Below are 21,241 nucleotides of genomic sequence, written 5' to 3'. Positions count from 1 at the left end.
TGCCCTTAGGGAAAGCCGGTATTTCCGGGGCGCGCATGATGAATAGGCCCTGCTTTACACTGGATGACTATTTTCAGGTTGGACGAGGTATTACTTAATGAAGCGGATCGCAGTGGCTGTGCTGGTGTGGTCGGTGTCTGCGATGGTGTTCGCACAGACAGCGCCGGTGTTTAAGGGCAAGCGCATGTCGCAGGATGTGAAGCAATTGGCTTCGGACGCGTTTCAGGGTCGCGCCCCAGCCAGTATTGGGGAGCAGAGGACCATTGCCTACTTGAGTGAACAGTTCGCTACGGCTGGGTTGCAGCCCGGCGGCGATCTTCAGGCCGACGGCAAGCGCCTATGGACTCAGGCGGTACCACTGCGGCGTACTGAAATCATTGGTCACCCACGGTTACTGCTCAGTCATGCTGGCAAGCACCGTCCCCTGAGCCAGGGGCAGGACATCGCCGTACGCGCCCCTTTGGATGGATCATCCGAGGTTGCATTGCATGCAGTGCCGCTGGTGTTTGTCGGTTATGGGGTGCAGGCGCCGGAGCGCCATTGGGATGATTTCAAAGGGGTGGACTTGAAGGGCAAGATTGCGGTGATGCTGATCAATGATCCTGACTTTGAAACCGGCCAGGGTGATTTTGACGGCAAGGGCATGACGTATTACGGCCGTTGGACTTACAAGTTCGAGGAGGCAGCGCGCCAAGGTGCGGTAGGTGCGTTGATTGTGCACGAGACGGCTCCGGCCTCTTATGGCTGGGCGACGGTGGCCAGTTCCAACACCAACAGCATGTTCGACGTGGTTCGCGAGCATCCGGATACGCTCCACCCCAAGCTGGAAGCCTGGATCCAACACGATGTGGCCGTGCAGATGTTTAAAGACGCTGGCCTTGATTTTCAAGCGCTGAAGATCAAAGCCCAGTCACGCGATTTCAAACCAGTGGTGTTAAAGGGACAGACCTTGAGTGCCGATTATCGGGTGAAGTCTGAGGTTATCACCTCGCATAACGTGGTGGCGCGGCTGAAGGGCAGTGCGCACCCTGATGAGACGTTGATCTATAGCGCCCACTGGGATCACCTCGGTGTGGGTGCGCCGGACGCCAAAGGTGACACCATCTTTAACGGTGCTCTGGACAATGCCAGCGGCACTGCGGCGTTGCTGGAGTTGGCGCGGGGCTTTGCTCAGGGGCCGCAGCCGCAGCGTTCGGTGTTGTTTCTGGCCGTGACGGCTGAGGAGAAGGGATTACTGGGTTCGGAGTACTACGCGTCCAATCCGCTGTATCCGCTGGAGAAGACCGTGGCCGTGATCAATATGGACGTGATGAATCCACAGGGGCCGTCCCGCGATTTTGGGATCTATGGCACCGCCAAACTGGATCTGCTGGATATGCTGGAGCAGGTCGCTGCCCGCTGGAAGCTGCGTTATACCCCCGATCCAAACCCGGAAGCGGGCCATTTTTTCCGTTCGGATCATTTCTCTTTTGCTAAACGTGGTGTTCCTGCAATTTCATACGCCGCTGGGCAGGATTGGGAGGTCGGTGGTCTGACGGCGGGCAAGGCGGCTTCAGATGACTATACGGCCCGGCGTTACCACCAGCAGGGTGACGAGTGGCAGCCAGATTGGACATTTGCTGGCGCGGCGCGTGATGTGGCCGTGCTGTACGCATTGGGTCGCGTGTTGACGGATGACGGTCGGCACTGGCCGAACTGGAGCGAGGATTCCGAATTCCGTGCGCGGCGCGATGCCAGCGCTGCCGCGCGTGATTGAATGAACATCGTTGTGTTCGGTTCCAGACATAGTGTAGACGTTGGGATCTGATGCATCGTGGCACTTCACCTCCTTGGGTCCGACAGGTGTCCTGTTTCTGGATGTGACTCTTGGAGGTGCTGGTTGCAGTGTGCTTGATGCTGTTATTTCTCCATGAGGATGCACTCTTTAGTAGTGGTGACAGGCCGCGTGCTTGGTCAGCTTGTTTGATCGTCATTGGTTGGAGCGTGCTTACTTCATTGTTGGCGAAGGTGACCTGTGTGACCGATCCCCATGCCGTTCTCAATGGATCTCGTGCGAGCAGAGGTTGCTGTGAGCACTGATCTCATCGTCGGTGAGCAGGCCGCGGGCCAGGCATACGGCGTCTGGATGCTCAACAACCGTGTGTAGTGCGATGTGGCCTTGCTTCCCGAGCAGCGCCCCCGCTTTGCAGCACGCATGAACATGCCGGATCACCCGGACGCATCGCAGCACGAGCAGTCTCTGCGTACCGGGGATGCTGGCACGTTCTATTTCAACCTGAATCACGGTTCTCTCGTGACGTGTGGTGAGGCGTTGCCGTGGTGCCTGTCGTGGCCTACGTCGCCTCTGCTCACAAATGGTTGGTGATGCTCAGCAGGAAGTCGCTCGTCAACCAGGCGCAGCGTGCTTTATGTTTCGTTTTCTGAGACGACCCCTTGCTGAAATGCTGGTCAGGCCGCAACACATGGTTTACAGCGGATGGGCTGTTTTTCAGTCAGCAGCAACACCACTTAAGCGGAGGCGGCTGGGTCGCGTTGTGCAGCGCACGTGGCACATATCCCATGTACTTCCAGCGTTTGCATCTGGGGTTGGAAACCCAGCGCTCTGGCGCATGCGTCCAGTTGGGCGACCACATTCTTGTCCTCTAATTCCACCGCGTTATGGCAGTGATCGCAGATCAGAAAGGGGACTGAATGGCGTTTGCTGTTCGGATGGTGGCAAGCAATAAAGGCGTTGATCGATTCCAGTTTGTGCACGAAACCATGGGTGATCAAGAAATCCAGCGCGCGGTAGACCGTGGGTGGAGCATCGGCACCGACGCCCTTCCCCTCACGTACCCATTCCAGCAGTTCATACGCTTTCACTGGCTTGCCGGCATGGGCAATCAGACGCAATAGGTTTGCGCGGATGGGGGTCAGACGTAATCCACGTTCGCTGCAGGCGTGTTCCACCGCACGCATGAACGCAGGTGCGTCGTGTACGTGGTGGTGGGGATCGGTACAGCCGTGCTGGTTGCTCATGAGACGTTCCGTGGAGTTCAGGCCATAGCAATCTTGATGAGTGCCGCATCAATGCGTTTTAAGGCTTCGCTGCGGCCAGCCAGGTAAACGGTATAGGCGATGTCAGGACTCACCTGGGTACCCGTGATAGCCACACGCAACGGCTGCGCCACTTTGCCCATGCCGATCTCCAGCGCCGTAGCGGTATCGCGCAGGGCTGTGTCCACGGCGTGCACAGTCCACGCGGGCAGTGCAGCTAACAGGGTGCGCGCGTGGAGCAAAGCTGCGTCGGCACCCGGCTTGAGATGCTTGGCGACGGCCGCTGCGTCATAGCACTGTAGCGGGCGGTACCATATCTCCGCTTTCTCGGCCATGTCTTTTAGTGTCTGAACACGTTCGCGCAAGGCCAGGACAACGTCGGTTGGGGCAGGGCCGGTGTTGACATCAATACCGCGCTGTTCCAGGTGCCAGACCAGTGACGGGGCAAGGGTCGCCGGGTCATCGGTCTTCAAATAGTGCTGGTTAACCCAGCCAAGTTTTGCCATGTCCAGGCGCGCTGCTTTGGAGTTGACATCGCTGATTTGAAACAAGTCGATGAGTGTTTGCCGGCTGAATAGCTCTTGGTCGCCGTGCGACCAGCCCAGCCGCACCAGATAGTTAATCAGTGCATGGGGCAGATAACCGGCATCTTTGTACTGCATCACATCGGCCGCACCAGTGCGCTTGGACAGCTTGGCGCCCTGTTCGTCCAGGATCATTGGCAGATGCGCGAATCTCGGCACGGGTGCGCCCAGGGCTTGATAGAGGTTGATCTGCCGCGGCGTATTGTTGATGTGGTCGTCGCCACGGATGACCTCGGTGATGCACATATCCCAGTCGTCCACAACCACGGCGAAGTTGTACGTTGGATAGCCATCCGGACGAACGATCACCATGTCGTCGAGCTCGCTGTTGGCGATCTGGATCCGGCCTTTGATCAAATCGTCGAAAACCACGGCGCCTGAGTGCGGATTTTTGAAGCGGATGACCCGATTGGGATCATCGCGGTATGGCAGGTGAGCGTCGCGCGCAGCACCGTTATAGCGTGGTTTTTCGCCGGTACGCAGCGCTGCTTCGCGCATCGCGTCCAGGGTGTCCTTGGATTCGTAAGCGTAGTAAGCCTTGCCTTCGGCCATCAGGCGTTCGGCTACCTGGTTGTAGCGTTCGATGCGCTGGGTTTGGTAGACCGGGCTTGCGTCGTAGTCCAGCCCCAGCCAGTCCATAGCGTGCAGGATGGCGTCGATCGCGGCTTGGGTGCTGCGTTCGCGGTCGGTGTCTTCGATGCGCAGCAAAAATTGCCCGTTGCGGCGCCGCGCTTCCAGCCAGCAATACAGCGCGGTACGGGCGCCGCCGATGTGCAGGTAACCGGTGGGGCTGGGAGCAAAGCGGGTGCGGCACGTCATGGAACGCTCGATGGGCTGCAAATCGTGGTAATTCTAACGGAGTGGCTACTCCCCCGTCCGGGTGTGTGATGTCTTCGTGTTGCAACGGTGGCAAACGTCCCCAGTGGGAAGGCGTGCATCAAGGGGATGACCACTCTTAACACGCTGCGTCTTTGGATGCGAGTTGGTGCCTGAAAAATAGTGCCATTGTCGTAGTACAGCGGCGTGTTGCAACGTGCCCGATCTGTTGTGCGCTGATTTCAAATCATCCATCAAGCGCGCATCTTTCTGTCTTTAAAACGCTATTGCGTCGTGTGGAGTGTGTGCTGGAAGCCACATGCGGCACGTGGGCGTGTATCGATAAGGTTCGCGGTGTCGCTTGGGGTTTGATCCTGGTTGCTGTGGTGGGTGTGAACGTTTACATCTTCTCCTGGTGCTTGCTGGAATGTAGCGTTGCTGCCGCCATCCGTGTTTACCTCAAGGATGATGTTGGGGATGTCTGTCAGCGTTTCGAGTGTTTTTCTGGCCCTGATTGACTGGTGCAGCTTGAAAGAATTCGGACGGCTGCTGCTGATCACCCGCACATGTGCAGAATCAATCCCGTGATTTGGTGTGCCGGTCATCGTGTGCATTAGGTGAGCAGTGTTGGTGTGACCGGGGTTTCGCTGGCGTCATGGATGAGGCGTACGGTGTCACTGGCGATGTACGGTGGATGATTGACACGATGTATTGACCGGCCAGAGCGCGGCAGAATGGGAGCAGCGGTTGCCGGTGTGGCGGTATTCCTGTGCCTGGTTGAGTAACGCGGGCAATGTTGCGTTTACTGCCAAGCGACAACAGGCAACACGGTAGCGTGTTGCCTGTGCGATCCGGCGTTATTGGCGAGCAAGCAGCATCGTCCTGTCCTATTCAGTCTTTACACCATGCAAGTTGCTGCGTTTGGGAAGTCTATGGAGAGCGATATCCATATGGCTACGTAGTTGCGTCAGTGACCAGCGTAGACGTGAAGGATGTCTGGCCGGCATCTGCGCGTGGCTGAAGCGCGATATCGTGCAGGCATTGCTCAAACACGGCTGTTGAGCGTCTTTTGCAATGTCATCATCGGGGCAATGCATTGTCCCGATCCAGCACACCGATGGTGTTGGTGAGGCTGGGTCAAAGGGACGCGATTGGCTTGATGACAATATCGAATGGCTGAGTGCCGATGGCGGCTTGAGCAGTGCGCATGCGATTGCAAGCATTGTAGGTGTGGCGCCGCAGGCATGATGGTTTGGGGAGTCTTTTTGTTTGGAGCACTTGGAAGCGTAGTCCAATGCATACCTTTTATGGTTGGCGGTGGCGTCCACGATGTGGGAGCGCCGTTTCGGATTGGAACGGCGGTGTATGTTTGCTGCGGGAACTGTTCAGTGCGTCACCACACTGGGATGAAGGCATCATCGGGTGCATTGCCTGCGTGCCGGTCACGGCAAGGTGTTTGCAGGTCGCTGCCATCACCGACGCTTGCTGTAGATGGAGTGAACCAATCGTTCAACCGCGGCTTTTGTAAGAGATGTCGCTTCAGAACGCTGATTGGCGTTTTTCCTGGCGATTGAGCAGCAGCGTGGTGCGTCAGTGCCCGATCAGGGTTCGGGCTTCATGAGGTACATATATCTATGGCGTTGTCAAGATGTTTGGTTGGGGGCCGGCGGCCGTCGATCTGATGTGTGCGGATGTGCAGCGCATCATGTTGTTTACCTGTGGGGCCTGGTGGCGAGGATCGGATGTGGGAACATCCCCTGGTTTGCTGCACGGTGTGTCGCTACACATCGCCGTGTAGTGATCTGTTTGTTCATTCTGGGTGGATATCGGCACCGCATGGCATGGCAGCACGCTGCTGCTGTTGCAATGGGAGGCAGGCTGACGGGTGTATATGTTTGGTGTTTACCTGCTGCAAGATGAACGGGGACAATGGCGTTTTTTTCTATCATCCAAAGGAATCGTGATGTCCATCGTTCGCATGACCGATCTCGCTCTAACCGATAAGCGGGTGCTGATTCGTCAGGACCTGAATGTACCGATTGAGCACGGCCGTATTACTTCCGAGCAGCGCATCATTGCTTCGCTGCCGACGATCAAGGCGGCATTGGAGCGAGGCGCGGCGGTCATGGTCACTTCGCATCTGGGCCGTCCGAAGGAAGGTGTTTGGAGTGAGGAGGATTCATTGGCGCCTGTCGCCAAGCGCCTGTCGCAATTGCTTGGGGTCGAGGTTCCGTTGCGTCGCGATTGGGTTGATGGCGTGCAGGTCGCGCCAGGACAGGTGGTCTTATTGGAAAACTGTCGGATGAATATCGGCGAAGCTGAGAATGACGCTGCTTTGGCGAGGAAGTATGCGGCGTTGTGTGATGTGTTCGTGATGGATGCGTTTGGCACGGCGCACCGGGCTCATGCTTCGACGTACGGGGTGATCCATTGTGCTCCGATTGCTGCCGGCGGTCCGTTGTTGATGGCCGAGTTGGATACCTTGAGTCGCGCCTTAGAGCATCCGGTGAAACCGCTGTTGGCGATTGTGGGTGGCAGTAAGGTGTCGACGAAACTGGAGTTGCTTGCCAATCTGGTGAACAACGTTGACCAATTGATCGTGGGGGGAGGCATTGCCAATACCTTCATTGCCGCTGCCGGTTACGCCGTTGGCAAGTCGTTGTGCGAGGTGGATTTGGTCGAGACGGCACGAAAGATTGTTGCTGTGGCGAAAGCGCGTGGTGCTGAGATTCCGCTACCCACCGACGTAGTGGTCGCCAAGCAGTTTTTACCTGGTGTCACGGCAACGGTGAAGGCGGTCGATGCAGTGGCTGCAGATGACCTCATTCTGGACATTGGTCCGCAGACAGCGGCGCACTATGCGGCGCTGATTGGTCAGGCGGGCACGGTGGTCTGGAATGGTCCGGTCGGTGTGTTTGAGTTCGATGTTTTCAGCAAGGGCACCGAGGCGTTAGCGCGGGCGATCGCTACTTCGCCTGCGTTTTCGATTGCTGGCGGGGGCGATACCTTGGCCGCTGTTGATAAATACAACGTTGCTCGCCAGATCAACTACATTTCCACAGGCGGTGGCGCTTTCCTGGAGTTTTTGGAAGGTAAAACGTTGCCGGCGGTCGCTGCGTTGCAGGCGCGCGGCCAGTAAGCGCTGTGGTGCTGCGTGCCGTGTCGCGTGGCGTTCTGGTCAATTCAAATGGGTATTCCTCCCGGGGTGCTGCATCCCTGCATAGTGTTGCGTGATTGGGTGCCGGGGATGGTGTCGTGGTGCGTTTGAGTGCTTCCTGATATTCGGTTGCTGCTGTGCTGAGCTGTTTTTGTCGGATGGGCGCTGGTGTTTTATTGCCAGTCTTATTGATGCAGTCCGATGGGAACATCATGCCGTATCCGACGCTTGCGGGTGGCATGCAGACTGCCCTTGAGGCCCACGGTGTATATAGCGGGGCGGCTTGCAGTCATTAGCGCTTTGTGTGGTGCATGGCGGTGTATTTCATGATGGATCGCAGTAGTGATGAGACGCACATTTTTAATGTCGATCTGATGGTGAAAGGATGTGGTCCACAATGAAGCCGTGCTTGAGGGGGTGATGCTAGACAAAGGGAGTGTGAACGTTGCGTGATGTCGTTGCGTGCTGCGGGTAGAGGAATAGGGGTGGCCGCATCTGGGAGTGTGCTGCTGGGGAATCACTGGGCGTGTTTTGCAAGGTCTCGACCTGTTCTGGGATGCGCTCGGGACGATGGCTGTGTTTTCTGTCCGGCATTGAGGTGCAGCCATCCTGAAAACAGGCGTGTGGCCATGTATGCATGACATTCTGGAAAAAAGAAGCCTGTGTTACTTTGCCGGGCTTCTGTTAAAGAGATTTTTCTATGTCTGAGCGTCAGCGCCGCACCAAGATTCTTGCCACGCTTGGGCCAGCGACAGATCCGCCCGGTGTGCTTGATGCGCTGTTTAAGGCTGGTGTCAATGTGGTGCGGCTGAATTTCAGTCATGGCGATTTCTCAGATCAGGCCAAGCGTGCCGCTGAAGTGCGTACTGCCGCCGCGCGTGTGGGTGTTGAGATTGGCATCCTTGCCGATCTGCCCGGTCCAAAGATCCGTATTGGACGTTTTACCGGGGGAAAAGTCCGGCTCGTGGCTCATGCGCGCTTCGATCTGCTCGCTGCTGTCAACGCTCCGATGGGTGATTGCACGCAGGTTGGGGTCAGTTATCTTGGTTTGCCGCAGGATGTCGGTGTGGGAGATGTCCTGTTACTGGATGATGGGCTTGTGCAATTGCAGGTGGTCGACGTGCAGGGTGAGCGTATTGTGACCACGGTGCTTAACGACAGCGTGCTGTCGGATCGTAAGGGGCTGAATAAGCAAGGAGGCGGTTTGTCACTGGGTGCGCTGACCGATCGTGACCGTGAACTGATTGGCATCGTTGCCAAGATAGGGGTCGACTTTATTGCAGTGTCGTTTTGCCGTCATGCAGAAGACATGCATGAGGCGCGCCGTATCGCTCGGCAGTACGGCTGCGATGCCGCACTGGTCTCTAAGATTGAGCGTGCTGAGGCGATCGTGAATCTTGCCGGGATTGTTGAGGCGTCGGATGTGGTGATGGTTGCACGTGGCGATTTGGGCGTGGAGATCGGTGATGCTCAATTGCCGAGTTTGCAAAAAAAGATCATCAGGGAAGCGTTAGTACAGAACAAGGTGGTGATCACCGCCACGCAGATGCTGCAATCGATGGTTGAGAGTCCGATGCCTACCCGTGCCGAGGTGCTAGACGTGGCCAACGCGGTGATTGATGGGACCGATGCGGTGATGCTGTCAGCTGAAACGGCGGCAGGTGATTATCCGGTCAAGGCCGTGGAAGCGATGGCGCGTATCTGTTTGGGAGCCGAACACCAGTTTGAGTTCGATACTGACTACGAGGCAGCGCAGCGTAACTTACAGCGTGCTGATCATGCGATCGCGATGGCAACGATGTTCTTGTCCGAGCACATTCGCCTTGGCGGTGTGGTGGCGTTGACTGAATCCGGCGCCACTCCGCGGTTTCTGTCACGGTTCCGGTCACAGGTCCCGATCTATGCGTTTACGCGTCATGAGGATGTGCGTCGGCGCATGGTGCTGATGCGTGGTGTATTTCCGATGAGTTTTGACAGCCGTGGTTTGACTCCGCGTGAGGCGGCAAGAGCGACGATCCGCCTGTTGGTCGAGTCTGGCTTGATGGGGCCGGGTGATCGTGTGGTGTTCACGAGTGGTGAGCATATGGAAACCCTCGGTGCTACCAATACGCTGCGTTTGCTTGAGGTTGGCGCTGATGGGCGTGTCAGTGGCCTGTGGGAACTCTAGGCATGCCGAACAAGAGAATGCTTCACTGAGGAGGGGAGATCTTGGGGAAGCAATGATTTTGCTGTTGTGGTCGATGCAGAGCAGGCGTTTGAAGAAGTTGCTGTCTTTACTAACATGCCTGAATGTCTCGGCCTGTGTTGTATGTGTGATTTGATGGGGTATCTGAGTTGCGCTTGAGTCGTGGTGTGCATGTTGTGCGTGCATCGGCTGGTGGTTGCGCTGTTGTTCAGCGCATCCAATCCCTATGGCGGCGTCATGCTCAATGGCGGTGTGTGCGCCAGGAGCATATTGGTGATTCAGGTGATGGTGGGTGCTGGTTGCATCTCCCTAGTTAGGTAGGGTGCTGTTTGCAACCGATGTGCTAGTCGTACTGCTGGACAGTGGGCGTGACGACGATATGGCGGCACGTGCAGCCGGCGTGGGCCTGGTGTTTGGTGTGCCAGATGGTCGACTTCGTGGGTGCTGTGTTTTCCTGGAGCACTGCAGATGCGGTATCTGCACGATGCGGCGGAGCACATCCGGGGAGCGAGGGGGAAGCGGATCGGTGCTCGGACAATGGGCACGCGCGTGGTGGTTGCCGTTGTTCGATGTGCTTGATGTGGCCTTGTTCGGGTTCTTGCACTGGTGCGCCGGAAGTGGCACAGCAGAGCAGGGTGCGATTGTTATATGAATTTAGCGACTGTGACTGTATGCGTATCTTTTTTCAAAGGGAATGTTCTTACGGTCTTCATCGCTATACTTCCGCTTTCCCCGCAGCTGCCATAGGAATCCAATGAGTATTGAACAGCTTGCAGAAACCGCCCAAGCGATGGTCGCTTCGGGCAAGGGCATCATTGCAATTGATGAGTCCGCCGGCACCATTGCCAAGCGTTTTTCCAGTGTCGGTATCGAGAATACCGAGGAGAATCGCCGTGCCTACCGAGAGTTACTGCTGACCACGCCTAAATTGAGTGATTATATTTCTGGCGCGATTCTATTCGATGAGACCATCCGTCAGTCGACGAAGGCCGGTGTCCCGTTTCCGAAGTACATGGTTGAGCATGGCATCATCCCAGGGATTAAGGTTGACAAGGGGGCGTACCCGTTAGCGGGTTGTCCTGGCGAGCTGGTCACGGAGGGATTGGATGGATTGCGTGCACGGCTGGAGGAGTATTACAAGCTCGGTGCACGCTTTGCTAAGTGGCGTGCAGTGATCAACATTGGCGAGGATATTCCGTCGGGGATGTGCATCGAAGCCAATGTCCACGCGCTGGCGCGTTATGCGGCGTTGTGCCAGGAACAGGGTTTGGTGCCGATGGTCGAGCCGGAAGTGATCATGGATGGTAGTCATGACATCTCGGTCTGTTATGAAGTGACCGAAGCGACGCTGCGTTCACTGTTTAATGCGCTGTACGAACAGAATGTGGTGCTCGAAGGGAGCATTCTAAAGGCGTCTATGGTGATCGCCGGTACGGACTGTGATGAGCAGGCCAGTGTTGAAGAAGTGGCCGAATCCACGGTGATGTGTTTGAAATCAACGGTGCCGGCGATCTTGCCAGGTATTGTGTTCCTATCTGGTGGGCAGACGGATACGCAGTCCACAGCACACTTGAATGCGATGAATCAATTGGATCACTTACCGTGGCCGTTGAGCTTTTCTTATGGCCGTGCGATGCAGCAGGCGGCGTTGAAGTTGTGGTCGCAGGACATGAAGGGTAACTTCGCCAAGGCGCAGCAGGTTGTCTACGAGCGGGCCAAGGAGAATGGTCTGGCCGCCCTTGGCAAGTGGAAGGGGTGAGCTGGTCTGGTCTGGTCTGGTCATTGTGGCGAAGGCGCTGGCTGCGATGCCGGTGCCTTCGGTGTTTAGATGGCGCAGCGATTGGTCGGTGGCTTGCTCGCGAACGTCATCGTGGGTGGGGTGCGTGACGCTTCAGGTGACGCTGCGGCGTGGCACTTGCGGGGAAACCTTAGAAAATAGTGTTGCTTTGCGGCTGATTAGCATGATGTATCGGGTCATGCAGTCTGTGATGCAGCAGCGGTGTCCTGTATGGCGCTGGATGCGGTTTGATGCAGTACATGACTGTACGTACATGGACGGTTGCTGATACTTGCATCGCTTTGGTGGGTGATGTGGCTGTCGATCTTGAGTGGGTGAGCGTGCCGGCGTGTGATGTCCGTTGCTGTACAAGACGGACCAAATAATAAGCAACATCTTGTGGTTGGGCGCTGGGACGCGATGCACCGGATATATGCTTCCGGGGGTGTGATGCTCGTGTTGAATCTATTTCCAGTCGTTTGTGTTGGGGCAGCTGCAATAGGTGTCCGGGGGTGCGTGGCTTGCACGCTCTTACTGGTACTGAATTGGCTTGCGTTGCGGAGGTATGCGATGGTGCTTACGGTCGCTTTGGTGGTGTTTCTTTTGCAGAAGTGCTGTGCCGTTGAGCCATATTGGCATGCTGCGTGTAGTGCATGTTGGGCAGGCGGTGCGGTTTACTGCAACCATTTTTTCCCATTGTGACAAGCGTCGCTTCAGTCAGCTGCACAAGGGTTCAAGTGCTATGTGCTACGACGCGTCCTTCTTGAGGTGACGCGGTGCTACCGCCTTGCGGCGTATACAGCGCAGTGATTCAAGCAGACGTTGCCGCATGTGGTCCGCACACGGGTTTCCTTTACTGAGATGAGCATGTATTGCAAAACCGCCAACGCGACTGGCGACAGCAGGTGGCAGAGACTTGTACGGTGATGTCGGTTTGGCTGAGGATCAGCCCTGATCCTCAACGGGTTGCGTGATGGCAATACGGACCGCTCTGCGCCAGATGTGCCGGTGGGCTGCCAGAGATGAGGGTGGTTTCCGTTTGCGTGCGAGTATCGGCAAGTACAGCAGCCAGGCGCTGGCACTGCCGATATGTACGACCAACGTCATCCGTGGGGCGTGTGGTAGTGCCAATGTTGGCAGCGGTTGCGGCCGCAGCGACAACGGCGCTGCACCAACCACGGTGGGCACGTATCCGGAGGAACGTCCTGACGGGCGTGTACCGCGACAGCGCAACCACCTCTTTCATGCATCCTGCTGTGTTCTTGGTGTGACTGCAGCATCTAGGCTGGCTTGAGTGGTGATCATCGATTCGGAGTCCAAGTGACATGTCCGCCTTTATTTATGATGGGCAGCGCGGTGGCCGTGAAGCGCTGCCGCATGTGACAGGTCAGAAAAATGTTGGTGTCTTCAGCCGAGACTTGCTAGCCATTCGTCGTCTGAGTGCTCGTTGATATCAGCAAACAGAGGGGTGGAGAAGTAACGTTCACCGGTATCTGGCAGCATCGCGAGGATCACGGCACCCGGTTCGGCAGACTCGGCGATCTGAAGTGCAGTGGCGACGGTGGCACCGCCGGAGATCCCTGTGAAAATACCTTCCTCAGCAGCTAGACGACGTGCAACAGCGATGGCATTGTCGTCAGTGACACTGAGGACTTGGTGCGGAACGGAACGATTCAGCACCTCTGGTACGAAGTCGGGCGTCCATCCCTGAATCTTGTGCGGTTGCCAGTCTTTGCCTTGTAGCAGTGCTGCGCTGGCGGGTTCGCTAGCCGTGATGTTGACGTCCGGGCGAGCGATTTTCAGCACTTCGCCGACCCCGGTGAGCGTGCCGCCGGTGCCCCAGCCGCTCACGAAATGGTCCAGACGGCGCCCAGCAAAGTCACGCAGGATCTCGGCGGCGGTGGTGTTGCGGTGGTAGGCCGCGTTGGCTGGAGTGGAGAACTGGCTGGCCAGAAACCAGCCGTGCTGCTCGGCGAGTTCCTTGGCCTTACGTACCATGCCGCTGCCGCGTTCGGCGGCCGGAGTGAGGATCACTTTGGCACCATAGGCGCGCATCAGTTTGCGCCGCTCGATCGAAAAGGTTTCAACCATGGTGGCGACGAACGTGTAGCCGCGCGCGGCGGCGATCATGGCCAGGGCGATGCCGGTATTGCCCGACGTCGCTTCAACGATGGTGTCGCCGGGTTTCAGCAAGCCGCGTTGTTCGGCGTCGAGAATAATGGCCAGTGCTAAGCGGTCTTTGACCGAGCCGCTTGGATTGAATGATTCAACCTTGACGTACAGGTCCACGTGCTCCGGAGCGATGCGGTGCAGTTTCACCACGGGCGTGTGGCCGATGGTGTCCAGGATGGTGTTGTAGATAGTCATGAAGGTCTCTGTGGAGGTGATCGAGGGAGATGCACTGATTATGCGGGTGTCTCGGATATCTAGTTGCAGGATGAGTGCAGCAACGGGGCAGATAATGGTGCGGTACCGAACCAATGCAGTTGTGCGGCGAACGCGGTCACTTCACCGAGGATCAGCAGTGCGGGGGGGTGTACCGCGTATATCTGCGCGGTGTGTGCCAGTGTTTCCAGCGTTCCGGTGAGCACCCGCTGTTGTGCACGTGCACCGTTTTCGATCAATGCAAAAGGAGTCGAATCGGCCCGTCCGGCCTCACGCAGGCGCTGCTGAATGGTGTTCAGTCCCGCTACGCCCATGTAGAACGCCAGAGTTTGGCGTTCCTGTGCCAGCACGGCCCAGTCCAGGGTGTCCAGTGAGGATTGGCAATGGGCGGTGACTAGACGCAATGACTGAGCATGGTCGCGGTGAGTTAACGGGATACCGGCATAGGCGGCACAGGCCAGAGCAGCGGTGATCCCGGGGACGACTTCATAGGGGATGCTGTGGGTGCGTAAGAACTCTAGCTCCTCCCCGCCGCGACCGAACACGAATGGATCACCGCCTTTCAGCCGTACTACGTGTTGGCCGGCACGGGCGTGCTCCAGCATCAGCGCGTGAATGTCTTCTTGGCGCACACTGTGGCCAGTTGCAGATTTGCCCACCTCGATCTGCTCAGCATCGCGCCGTGCCATCTGCAGCACGGTGTCGCTGACCAGCCGGTCGTAGAGGATCACGTCGGCTTCATTCAGGGCGCGCAGCGCATTCAAGGTCAGTAGGCCGGCATCGCCGGCACCGGCGCCCACCAGGGTCACGGTGCCGGACACGGGGCGGGGCGTCTCGGCCAGTGCTGCGTCGAGTGTTGCTTCGGCTGCTGCGTGGTGTTGCTTGCGTAGCAGTCGTGGGAGTGGACCGGCCAGTTGGGTTTCAAAGAAGCGGCGGCGTGCTCCCGTGTTTGGATAGCGGGCACGGATCTTGTCACGGCGTTGCGTGAACAGTGTGGTCAGTCGACCCCAGCTATCGTCAATCAGGCTTTCGAGTTGCTGTCGCAGATGACGTGCCACCATCGGTGCGCCACCACCGCTGGAAATCGCGATCCGCAACGGACCGCGCTCGATCACCGCTGGGACTTGAACGTTGGAGAGCGCGATATCGTCCACTACATTGATGAACAGCCGCTGTGCGTGCGCCGCGCGTGCCACGGCGTGGTTCACCTCGGGTTGATCGGTGGCGGCGATGACCAGCCAGATGTCTTCTTTCAGCCAGGTGTCTTCAAATGTCCCCTGCCACCAAGTGATACGACCGGCTTCGGTCCAGCGATGCAAAGATGCCGTCAAACGTGGTGCGCCGATGATCGGTAAGGCACCCACCTTCAGCAGTGCCTCGGTCTTGCGTTCGGCCACCTTACCGCCGCCGACCACCAACACGGCCCGGTCGTGCAGGTTGACGAATAGAGGGAACAGAGCGCTGGCGGTCACTAGAGTGAGCTGAGATCGGGAGCCATGACCGTAGCGTCTGACTGATATTCCCAGGAAATGACTTCGTGCATTTGGAAAATAGCCGTTAGTTATTAAGTTCTTAACGGAAGTGATCTACAGTCGTTCTTGCTTTCGCCATCACCGGCCTGCCATGACGTTGACTCAACTTCGCTACCTCGTAGCCATTGCCGATGCTGATCTCAATATTACGCTTGCCGCTGCGCGTGTACATGCCACTCAGCCGGGCTTGTCCAAGCAACTGAAAAAGCTGGAGGACGAGCTCGGCTTCCTCCTGTTTGTGCGCCGGGGGCGCAGTTTGGAAGCGGTGACACCTGCCGGGGAGGAGGTGATTGAGCGCGCGCGGGCGATGTTGGTCGAAGTGAACAACATCCGTACCTATGCGGCGAATCAGCGCCGTGAGCACCAGGGGCAATTGACTTTGAGCACCACCCACACTCAAGCGCGGTTCGTGCTGCCGCCTGCTGTGGCGCTGATCAAGCAGACTTATCCGCAGGTCAGTGTGCATTTGCAGCAGGTGGCTGAGAGCGATGTGCTGGATGCACTTGGCCCGGGAGGGGGCGATATTGCAGTAATGAGTACGGCTGGCAGTGAACCTGCGGCAGGTCTTGCGGTACCGCTGTATCGATGGCGGCGCTTGGTGATTGTGCCGCGTGGTCATCCTTTGGACACACTAGGCAGCACCCCAGATGTAGCGGCGCTAGCTGAATATCCGTTGGTCAGTTACGAATCTTCAACCCGGCCAGCATCTTCACTGCAACGTGCTTTTGCCAGTCTCGGGTTGGAGCCGCGCATTGTGTTGACAGCACTCGATGCTGACTTGATCAAGACCTATGTCCGTACCGGCCTAGGTGTGGGCATTCTCGCGGAGATGGCGGTCAATGCGGTCGACACTGATTTGCGCACTTGGCTGGCACCGGTTCCTGAATGCATCGCTTGGGCTGTGCTGCCGCGCAATCGCGTATTGCGTGACTACGTGTTGGAGTTGGTGCACGTGCTTGCACCGCAGATCGACAAGCGGGATCTGCGTCGTGTACTCAATGGTCATCAGGAGCCTGACTGGCCGTCGCCCCCTACCTGGGAATCGCTGACGCAGACCATCACCAATTGAGTGGGTTTCAATACGCTGTTTGAGATCCACGTATTTTCTTGATGAGTCAAACGGGTGTTCGTAGGTGTGTGGGGTGTAACCAAAGGGATTTTCAGTGGCGACTTCGGGCTGCACTACAGTGGTGTCACTCGCTGCCATCTGGATCACAGCAAATCGAGATGGGTATTCATGGCGGCGGCGGCATCCAACGGCGCGGCATTGGATTCTTTTGTCAAAAATCGAAGCTGCACCAACGTGGGTCTTTGATGGCGTAGGTGACCATCATGTCACCTGCGGCTGTGCCGCCGACGACTAGTGCTGAGCTTGCGCGTGGCAAGCCGCCGCGGGTCCCAGAGTCACCACGATCGCAGCACGAATCAAACATGTGTTCATATCCATTCTCCTTGGGGTTGGAGTTACGGGGTGCATCCAGAAATCGCAGCTAGATGCTCACGAAGCCGCGCAATATCGCTTTCAATGTCGGGGGCTTTCATCACGTCGTAGCAGGAAAACGAGGGCAGGATTTCCGCCCCACAAAATGTGTAGTTGGCGGTATTGGCGACAAACACGTCATCCACCGTCTTACCTGTAAACAAGACCTGATCCTTGTCATCAAATGCCTCCCTGGGGGCATTCCAGGTCAGGGACAGCATGTATTTCTTGCCCTGCATCAGACCACCCGTGCCGTACTGCTTGCTCGGGTTTTCCCGTGTTCTGCCGTCACCAGTCAGCAAGCGTTTCTGGGACAAGCCAGCCGAGAAAACTTCGTCAACGTATTTCTTGTAAATCCACGGTGCCCCGAACCAGAATACGGGCGCTTGCAGGATGATGAGGTCGGCCCAAACGTGGTTCTGTACCTCGGTATCCGTGTCGTAGCCGGACTCGATATCGGTTTGCCGCACCTTGTAGCCGCGTTTCTCCATGTCTTCCTTGATGATGCCGGCCAGGCTGCGGTTCAGCCTGCCTGGAGAAATGGTTTCGTACAATTGGTGGGCGTTAATCAGCAGTAAGTTTTTCATCTTCGCTCCTTGGCGAGTTGTGCATGCTCCGATGACAAGTAGTGTGGCTTCGAAGCCCCCGGGAGCGTTTGCCAAAACTGGTTTAATTCTTGCCTAATTCGATGAACTACAATCGAATTAGGAATAGATCGTTATCTGGTAATGCGGAGCTTCAGCTTCGCAAACTACCGCCAAGCACACTATTTTTACGTAGAAATGGAATGGCAATCCATACACAGGCAAACGTTGGTGAACTTGCTTGCCTAGTCGGAAACATTGCACAAAACGATGGAGATTACAGCACGCTGATTCCAGCGCTTATGCTCTATCGGCGGAGTTCCGCGACCGATCCGATGCCCTGCATTTACGGTCTTGGCCTTGGACTGGCGGTGCAGGGCGACAAACGGGTGACGTTGGGCGATGCGATCTTTGACTATGTGGCTGGACAATCCCTCGTCACGACCGTAGATCTGCCCGTCGTGTCATATGTCACGCGTGCCAGCTCCACTGAACCTTACCTCGGCGTGAGGCTGGAGTTGGATGCTCGCGTCATTGCGCAGATGGTCGCCGAGATGGAGTTTGCAACGCCGCTCCAGGTTGCAACGACGCGAGCGATATCCGTCGTGACGTTGGATGAAGGTCTGCAGGACGCATTGACCCGGTTAATCCGCCTCCTGGCTGAACCGCAGCTCATCCCTCTTCTTGCTCCTTTGATTCAGCAGGAGATAGTTGTCCGTCTACTGAATGGTGAGCATGGTCCGAATTTGCGCCGTCTCGTCGCAGTCGGCACACCGAGTCGGCAAATTGCCAAGGTAGTCACCTGGTTGAAGCAGCACTATACGGAGGACGTAGCGATGGATGATTTGGCGACCAAAGCCCACATGAGTCCGGCAACTTTCCGGCAGCATTTCCGCGTTGTAGTTGGCATGAGCCCCTTGCAGTATTTGAAGAATCTGCGCTTGCGAGATGCGCGGCAACTGATGCTCAACGAAAACCTGGATGCGGGCAGCGCGGCGGTGCGCGTAGGGTATGAGAGTGCGTCGCAGTTTAGTCGGGAATACAGGCGGCTATTTGGAGAGCCACCCAATCGCGATATCAGACGGATACGGGAAGCCATCTGAGCAAGAGACGGACACTGTTTCTGGCTTAGCGTGCTTTACTTCCCCGTTTTTTGAGACGACCCCAGGTACAGCGGCGGTGAATCAGGAGGCAGGCTGTATCGATCCGCGATGTGTGGCGAAGACGTGATTGGGCGCCACTCGCACCCGCTGCAGCGTTGGGGGATGCATGTCGCGGTGATGGGATCACTGCATTCCTGAAGCGCGACGCCACAGGGCGTGGACCAGCGGTGGCAGACGGTCGACCAAGCCCAGTGCCGCGCCACGCAGCAGGGTCAGGTGAAAGGTGTCGTTTGAAAACACCCGGTTAATCGCATCAAAAGTATAGGCGGCGAGGGTGTTATCGCTACGGCGCTGACGTGCCCAGCGTTGTAGCCGGTGTGGTGCGGCCCAGTCGGCACGCCGTGTTTGCGCCTGCTGGATCAGTGCCTGCAGCGCGGCGACATCACGCAAACCGAGGTTGACGCCCTGTCCAGCCAATGGATGCACGACGTGCGCAGCGTCGCCCAGTGTCAGGACACGGCCGGCGATGTAGTCGGTGGCCAGTTGCCGGCGCAGTGGGAAGGCCGTTCGCGGCGAAACCACTTCTACCTGTCCAAGGCGCCCACCGAATGCGGCGGTCAGTTCGCGTGCGAATGCGGTTTCGTCCAGTGCCAGGACGCGTTCTGCTTCGGCATCGGGGAGCGTCCAGACGATTGAGCTGCGCTCATCAGTAAATGGCAGGAATGCTAATGGTCCGGTCGGCAAGAAGCGTTGCCAGGCGGTGGCTTCGTGTGGGTATTCGGTGGCGACAAAGGCGACGATACCTTGCTGTGCATAGTCATGTCGGTGTACTGGCAGGTGAGCCAATTGACGCAAGGTGGAATCGGCGCCGTCGGCAGCGATGGCCAGGCGTGCTTCGAGCCGACGACCATCCTCCAAGCGTAAACGCACGCTATCGGTGTCTTGTTCCAAGGCGGTGATGCGTGCCGGACAATGCAGGTGTACGCCTGCTTCAGCGAGTCCGGCCCACAGTTGGTTTACCAGCAGGGTGTTCTCGACGATCCAGCCGAGTTGTTCACGGCCCAGTGTGGCGGCGTCGAAGCACAATTCGCCCCCTCCCCCACTGTCCCAGATACGCATGCGATGGTATGCCGGTGCACGTGTCGCGCGCACCGCTGGCCATACGCCTAATGTGTGCAGCAGTGCTGCACTGTCTGGGGCACATGCGTATACACGCACATCCGGAACCGTTGCCTGCCAACGCGGCGGTTCGCATCCTTCGATCAGGGTCACGTGTAATCCTGTTTTTGCCAAGGCGAGGGCGCTGGCGGCGCCGACGATCCCGCCACCAGCCACGAGCACATCGGGTCGGTGAGTCCGGCTCATACGTTGTTGCGACACAGGTGGGGTACCTCGCCACGGAAGCCCATCGCGCCGCTCACCAGGCGTGCTTGCAGCCCGCCGATGTGAGAGGCCGCCAGCAGGCCGATACTGCGCAGCGGCCGCAGCAGCGGCGCTCCGTTGCTGGTCAGTCGTGCCAAGCCGGTAGAGAACGCGAGTGTCTGTTCGCGGTCGGTGTGTCGCCGTGATGTATAGGTAGTAAGCAGTGTGGTTGCGCCGGGGTCGGTGTGATCAGTGGTGATCAGTTCAGCCAAGGTGAGCGCATCGCGCAGGCCCAGGTTGAAGCCCTGGGCACCCATCGGGTGCAGCGTCTGTGCGGCGTTGCCGAGCAGCACGACACGTTCGGCGGTCAGACGACGTGCCACCACTTGCACCAATGGATACGCGCTGCGCGTGCCGCTGGCGACGAAGCGGCCAGCACGCCAGCTGGCGGCGTGTTGCAGTCGTGTCAGCCAGCCGGTCTCATCCAGTGCAGCGACTGTATTGGCCTCGGTACGGGCGACGCAATGAATCGCGCCATAGTGGCGGTCGGCGCGAGGCAACAGTGCGGTAGGGCCGTGTTCGGTGAAACGTTCGTAGGCGGTTCCATCGGGTACGCGGGTAGCTTGTACCCGTGCGACGAAAAGTGTCTGGCAGTAATCGTGCTCCTGCGTCTCAATGTGCAGCAGATGGCGCACCGTACTATGTGTGCCATCGGCGCCGACCACCAGACGTGCACGTAATAGGTGTTCGCCGTCGGCATTGGCGATGCGCACTCCGCGTAGGCCGTCGGTGACTGGAGTCAGGCCGATGCAGCGTGCCGGGCGGTAGCGGGTCAGCTGACCGAGTTCGGTGAGTCGGCTTTCCAGAGCCTCACCGAAATCACGTGCGACGACCACGTGGCCGAAGTCGTCACGGCCATAGGTCGTAGCATCCAGTAGCACCCGGCCGAAGTCGCCGGTGCGGCTCACATGGATACGCCGAATGGGTCCGGCGGCGTGGCGTATCCGTGCCATGACCTTGAGTGCGTCTAACGCATTGACCGTAGCTGCGGCGAAACAGAGGTTGCGTTCATCGAATACTGTTGGCAACGTGGCCGGTGGAGTGACCTCGACCAAGCCAACGTCCATGCCAATCCGGTCCAGGGCGATCGCGAGGCTAGCGCCGACTAAACCGCCACCGATGATCAAGACATCATGGAGTTGATTCATTGCGCCATGATAAGCGTTCGTCTCTTGAGATT

Annotated in this window: 19 protein-coding genes; 9 read left to right on the top strand and 10 right to left on the bottom strand. The window is 57.7% G+C overall.

From position 1 onward, the window contains the following. Positions 1-97 precede the first annotated feature (97 nt). Entirely contained in the window at positions 98-1,756 is a 1,659-nt protein-coding gene (locus PLS229_RS11420) for a M28 family metallopeptidase (RefSeq protein ID WP_038269755.1), read from the top strand. Between the two features lie 282 nt (positions 1,757-2,038). Here PLS229_RS11420 and PLS229_RS11415 read toward each other — a convergent pair whose 3' ends face one another. The 4 genes from PLS229_RS11415 to PLS229_RS11400 form a co-directional block, all read right to left on the bottom strand. Next, positions 2,039-2,284, bottom strand: coding sequence for a hypothetical protein (locus PLS229_RS11415; protein WP_152536557.1), 246 nt, complete (start codon positions 2,282-2,284; stop codon positions 2,039-2,041). Positions 2,285-2,508: 224 nt separating this feature from the next. Further along, entirely contained in the window at positions 2,509-3,018 is a 510-nt protein-coding gene (locus tag PLS229_RS11410; RefSeq protein ID WP_038269759.1) for a Fur family transcriptional regulator, read from the bottom strand. Between the two features lie 17 nt (positions 3,019-3,035). Beyond that, on the bottom strand, positions 3,036-4,439 hold the full coding sequence (gltX, locus tag PLS229_RS11405) for a glutamate--tRNA ligase (RefSeq protein WP_038269762.1): 1,404 nt from the start codon (positions 4,437-4,439) through the stop codon (positions 3,036-3,038). Positions 4,440-4,720: 281 nt separating this feature from the next. Next, positions 4,721-5,041 carry a hypothetical protein gene (locus PLS229_RS11400; RefSeq protein ID WP_038269764.1) on the bottom strand — a complete coding sequence of 107 codons (321 nt, stop codon included), beginning with the start codon at positions 5,039-5,041 and terminating at the stop codon, positions 4,721-4,723. A gap of 469 nt (positions 5,042-5,510) precedes the next feature. Between PLS229_RS11400 and PLS229_RS11395 the strand changes: the two genes are divergently transcribed. From PLS229_RS11395 to PLS229_RS11370, 6 genes are all read left to right on the top strand, one after another. Further along, positions 5,511-5,684, top strand: coding sequence for a hypothetical protein (locus tag PLS229_RS11395; protein ID WP_160165105.1), 174 nt, complete (start codon positions 5,511-5,513; stop codon positions 5,682-5,684). Between the two features lie 715 nt (positions 5,685-6,399). Then, the gene (locus PLS229_RS11390; protein WP_038269917.1) at positions 6,400-7,575 is read left to right on the top strand and encodes a phosphoglycerate kinase; all 1,176 of its coding nucleotides are present in this window, start codon (positions 6,400-6,402) and stop codon (positions 7,573-7,575) included. Between the two features lie 718 nt (positions 7,576-8,293). After that, complete coding sequence (gene pyk, locus PLS229_RS11385) at positions 8,294-9,760, top strand: pyruvate kinase (RefSeq protein WP_038269766.1); 1,467 nt, start codon at positions 8,294-8,296, stop codon at positions 9,758-9,760. Positions 9,761-10,100: 340 nt separating this feature from the next. After that, positions 10,101-10,430, top strand: coding sequence for a hypothetical protein (locus PLS229_RS11380; RefSeq protein ID WP_038269769.1), 330 nt, complete (start codon positions 10,101-10,103; stop codon positions 10,428-10,430). Between the two features lie 102 nt (positions 10,431-10,532). Next, positions 10,533-11,537 carry a class I fructose-bisphosphate aldolase gene (locus PLS229_RS11375; RefSeq protein WP_038269772.1) on the top strand — a complete coding sequence of 335 codons (1,005 nt, stop codon included), beginning with the start codon at positions 10,533-10,535 and terminating at the stop codon, positions 11,535-11,537. Between the two features lie 991 nt (positions 11,538-12,528). Continuing rightward, positions 12,529-12,849 carry a hypothetical protein gene (locus PLS229_RS11370; RefSeq protein ID WP_038269774.1) on the top strand — a complete coding sequence of 107 codons (321 nt, stop codon included), beginning with the start codon at positions 12,529-12,531 and terminating at the stop codon, positions 12,847-12,849. Between the two features lie 113 nt (positions 12,850-12,962). Here PLS229_RS11370 and cysK read toward each other — a convergent pair whose 3' ends face one another. After that, complete coding sequence (gene cysK / locus PLS229_RS11365; RefSeq protein WP_038269776.1) at positions 12,963-13,922, bottom strand: cysteine synthase A; 960 nt, start codon at positions 13,920-13,922, stop codon at positions 12,963-12,965. Positions 13,923-13,981: 59 nt separating this feature from the next. After that, complete coding sequence (gene cysG, locus PLS229_RS11360; RefSeq protein WP_038269779.1) at positions 13,982-15,412, bottom strand: siroheme synthase CysG; 1,431 nt, start codon at positions 15,410-15,412, stop codon at positions 13,982-13,984. Positions 15,413-15,563: 151 nt separating this feature from the next. On the opposite strand from cysG, the gene PLS229_RS11355 reads away from it, so the two are divergent. Continuing rightward, entirely contained in the window at positions 15,564-16,541 is a 978-nt protein-coding gene (locus PLS229_RS11355) for a LysR family transcriptional regulator (protein WP_038269781.1), read from the top strand. Positions 16,542-16,752: 211 nt separating this feature from the next. Here PLS229_RS11355 and PLS229_RS11350 read toward each other — a convergent pair whose 3' ends face one another. Continuing rightward, on the bottom strand, positions 16,753-16,905 hold the full coding sequence (locus PLS229_RS11350) for a hypothetical protein (RefSeq protein ID WP_160165107.1): 153 nt from the start codon (positions 16,903-16,905) through the stop codon (positions 16,753-16,755). 31 nt (positions 16,906-16,936) lie between these two features. Beyond that, positions 16,937-17,539 (bottom strand): NAD(P)H-dependent oxidoreductase, encoded by a 603-nt coding sequence (locus PLS229_RS11345; protein ID WP_038269784.1) that lies wholly within the window; start codon positions 17,537-17,539, stop codon positions 16,937-16,939. Positions 17,540-17,871: 332 nt separating this feature from the next. On the opposite strand from PLS229_RS11345, the gene PLS229_RS11340 reads away from it, so the two are divergent. After that, positions 17,872-18,639 carry an AraC family transcriptional regulator gene (locus tag PLS229_RS11340; RefSeq protein WP_230428258.1) on the top strand — a complete coding sequence of 256 codons (768 nt, stop codon included), beginning with the start codon at positions 17,872-17,874 and terminating at the stop codon, positions 18,637-18,639. A 183-nt stretch (positions 18,640-18,822) separates the two neighbouring features. On the opposite strand, the gene PLS229_RS11335 is transcribed toward PLS229_RS11340, so the two are convergent. Next, positions 18,823-20,004, bottom strand: coding sequence for a UbiH/UbiF family hydroxylase (locus PLS229_RS11335; protein ID WP_038269789.1), 1,182 nt, complete (start codon positions 20,002-20,004; stop codon positions 18,823-18,825). After that, positions 20,001-21,209 carry a 2-octaprenyl-6-methoxyphenyl hydroxylase gene (gene ubiH, locus PLS229_RS11330; RefSeq protein ID WP_038269792.1) on the bottom strand — a complete coding sequence of 403 codons (1,209 nt, stop codon included), beginning with the start codon at positions 21,207-21,209 and terminating at the stop codon, positions 20,001-20,003. Before ubiH ends, PLS229_RS11335 begins: the two co-directional genes overlap by 4 nt. Positions 21,210-21,241: the final 32 nt, after the last annotated feature.

Origin of the sequence: Xylella taiwanensis (assembly GCF_013177435.1) — a bacterium.
GTDB classification, from domain to species: domain Bacteria; phylum Pseudomonadota; class Gammaproteobacteria; order Xanthomonadales; family Xanthomonadaceae; genus Xylella; species Xylella taiwanensis.
Note: the sequence above shows the minus strand (reverse complement) of the source record. Positions and strands in the feature narration are given on the sequence as shown.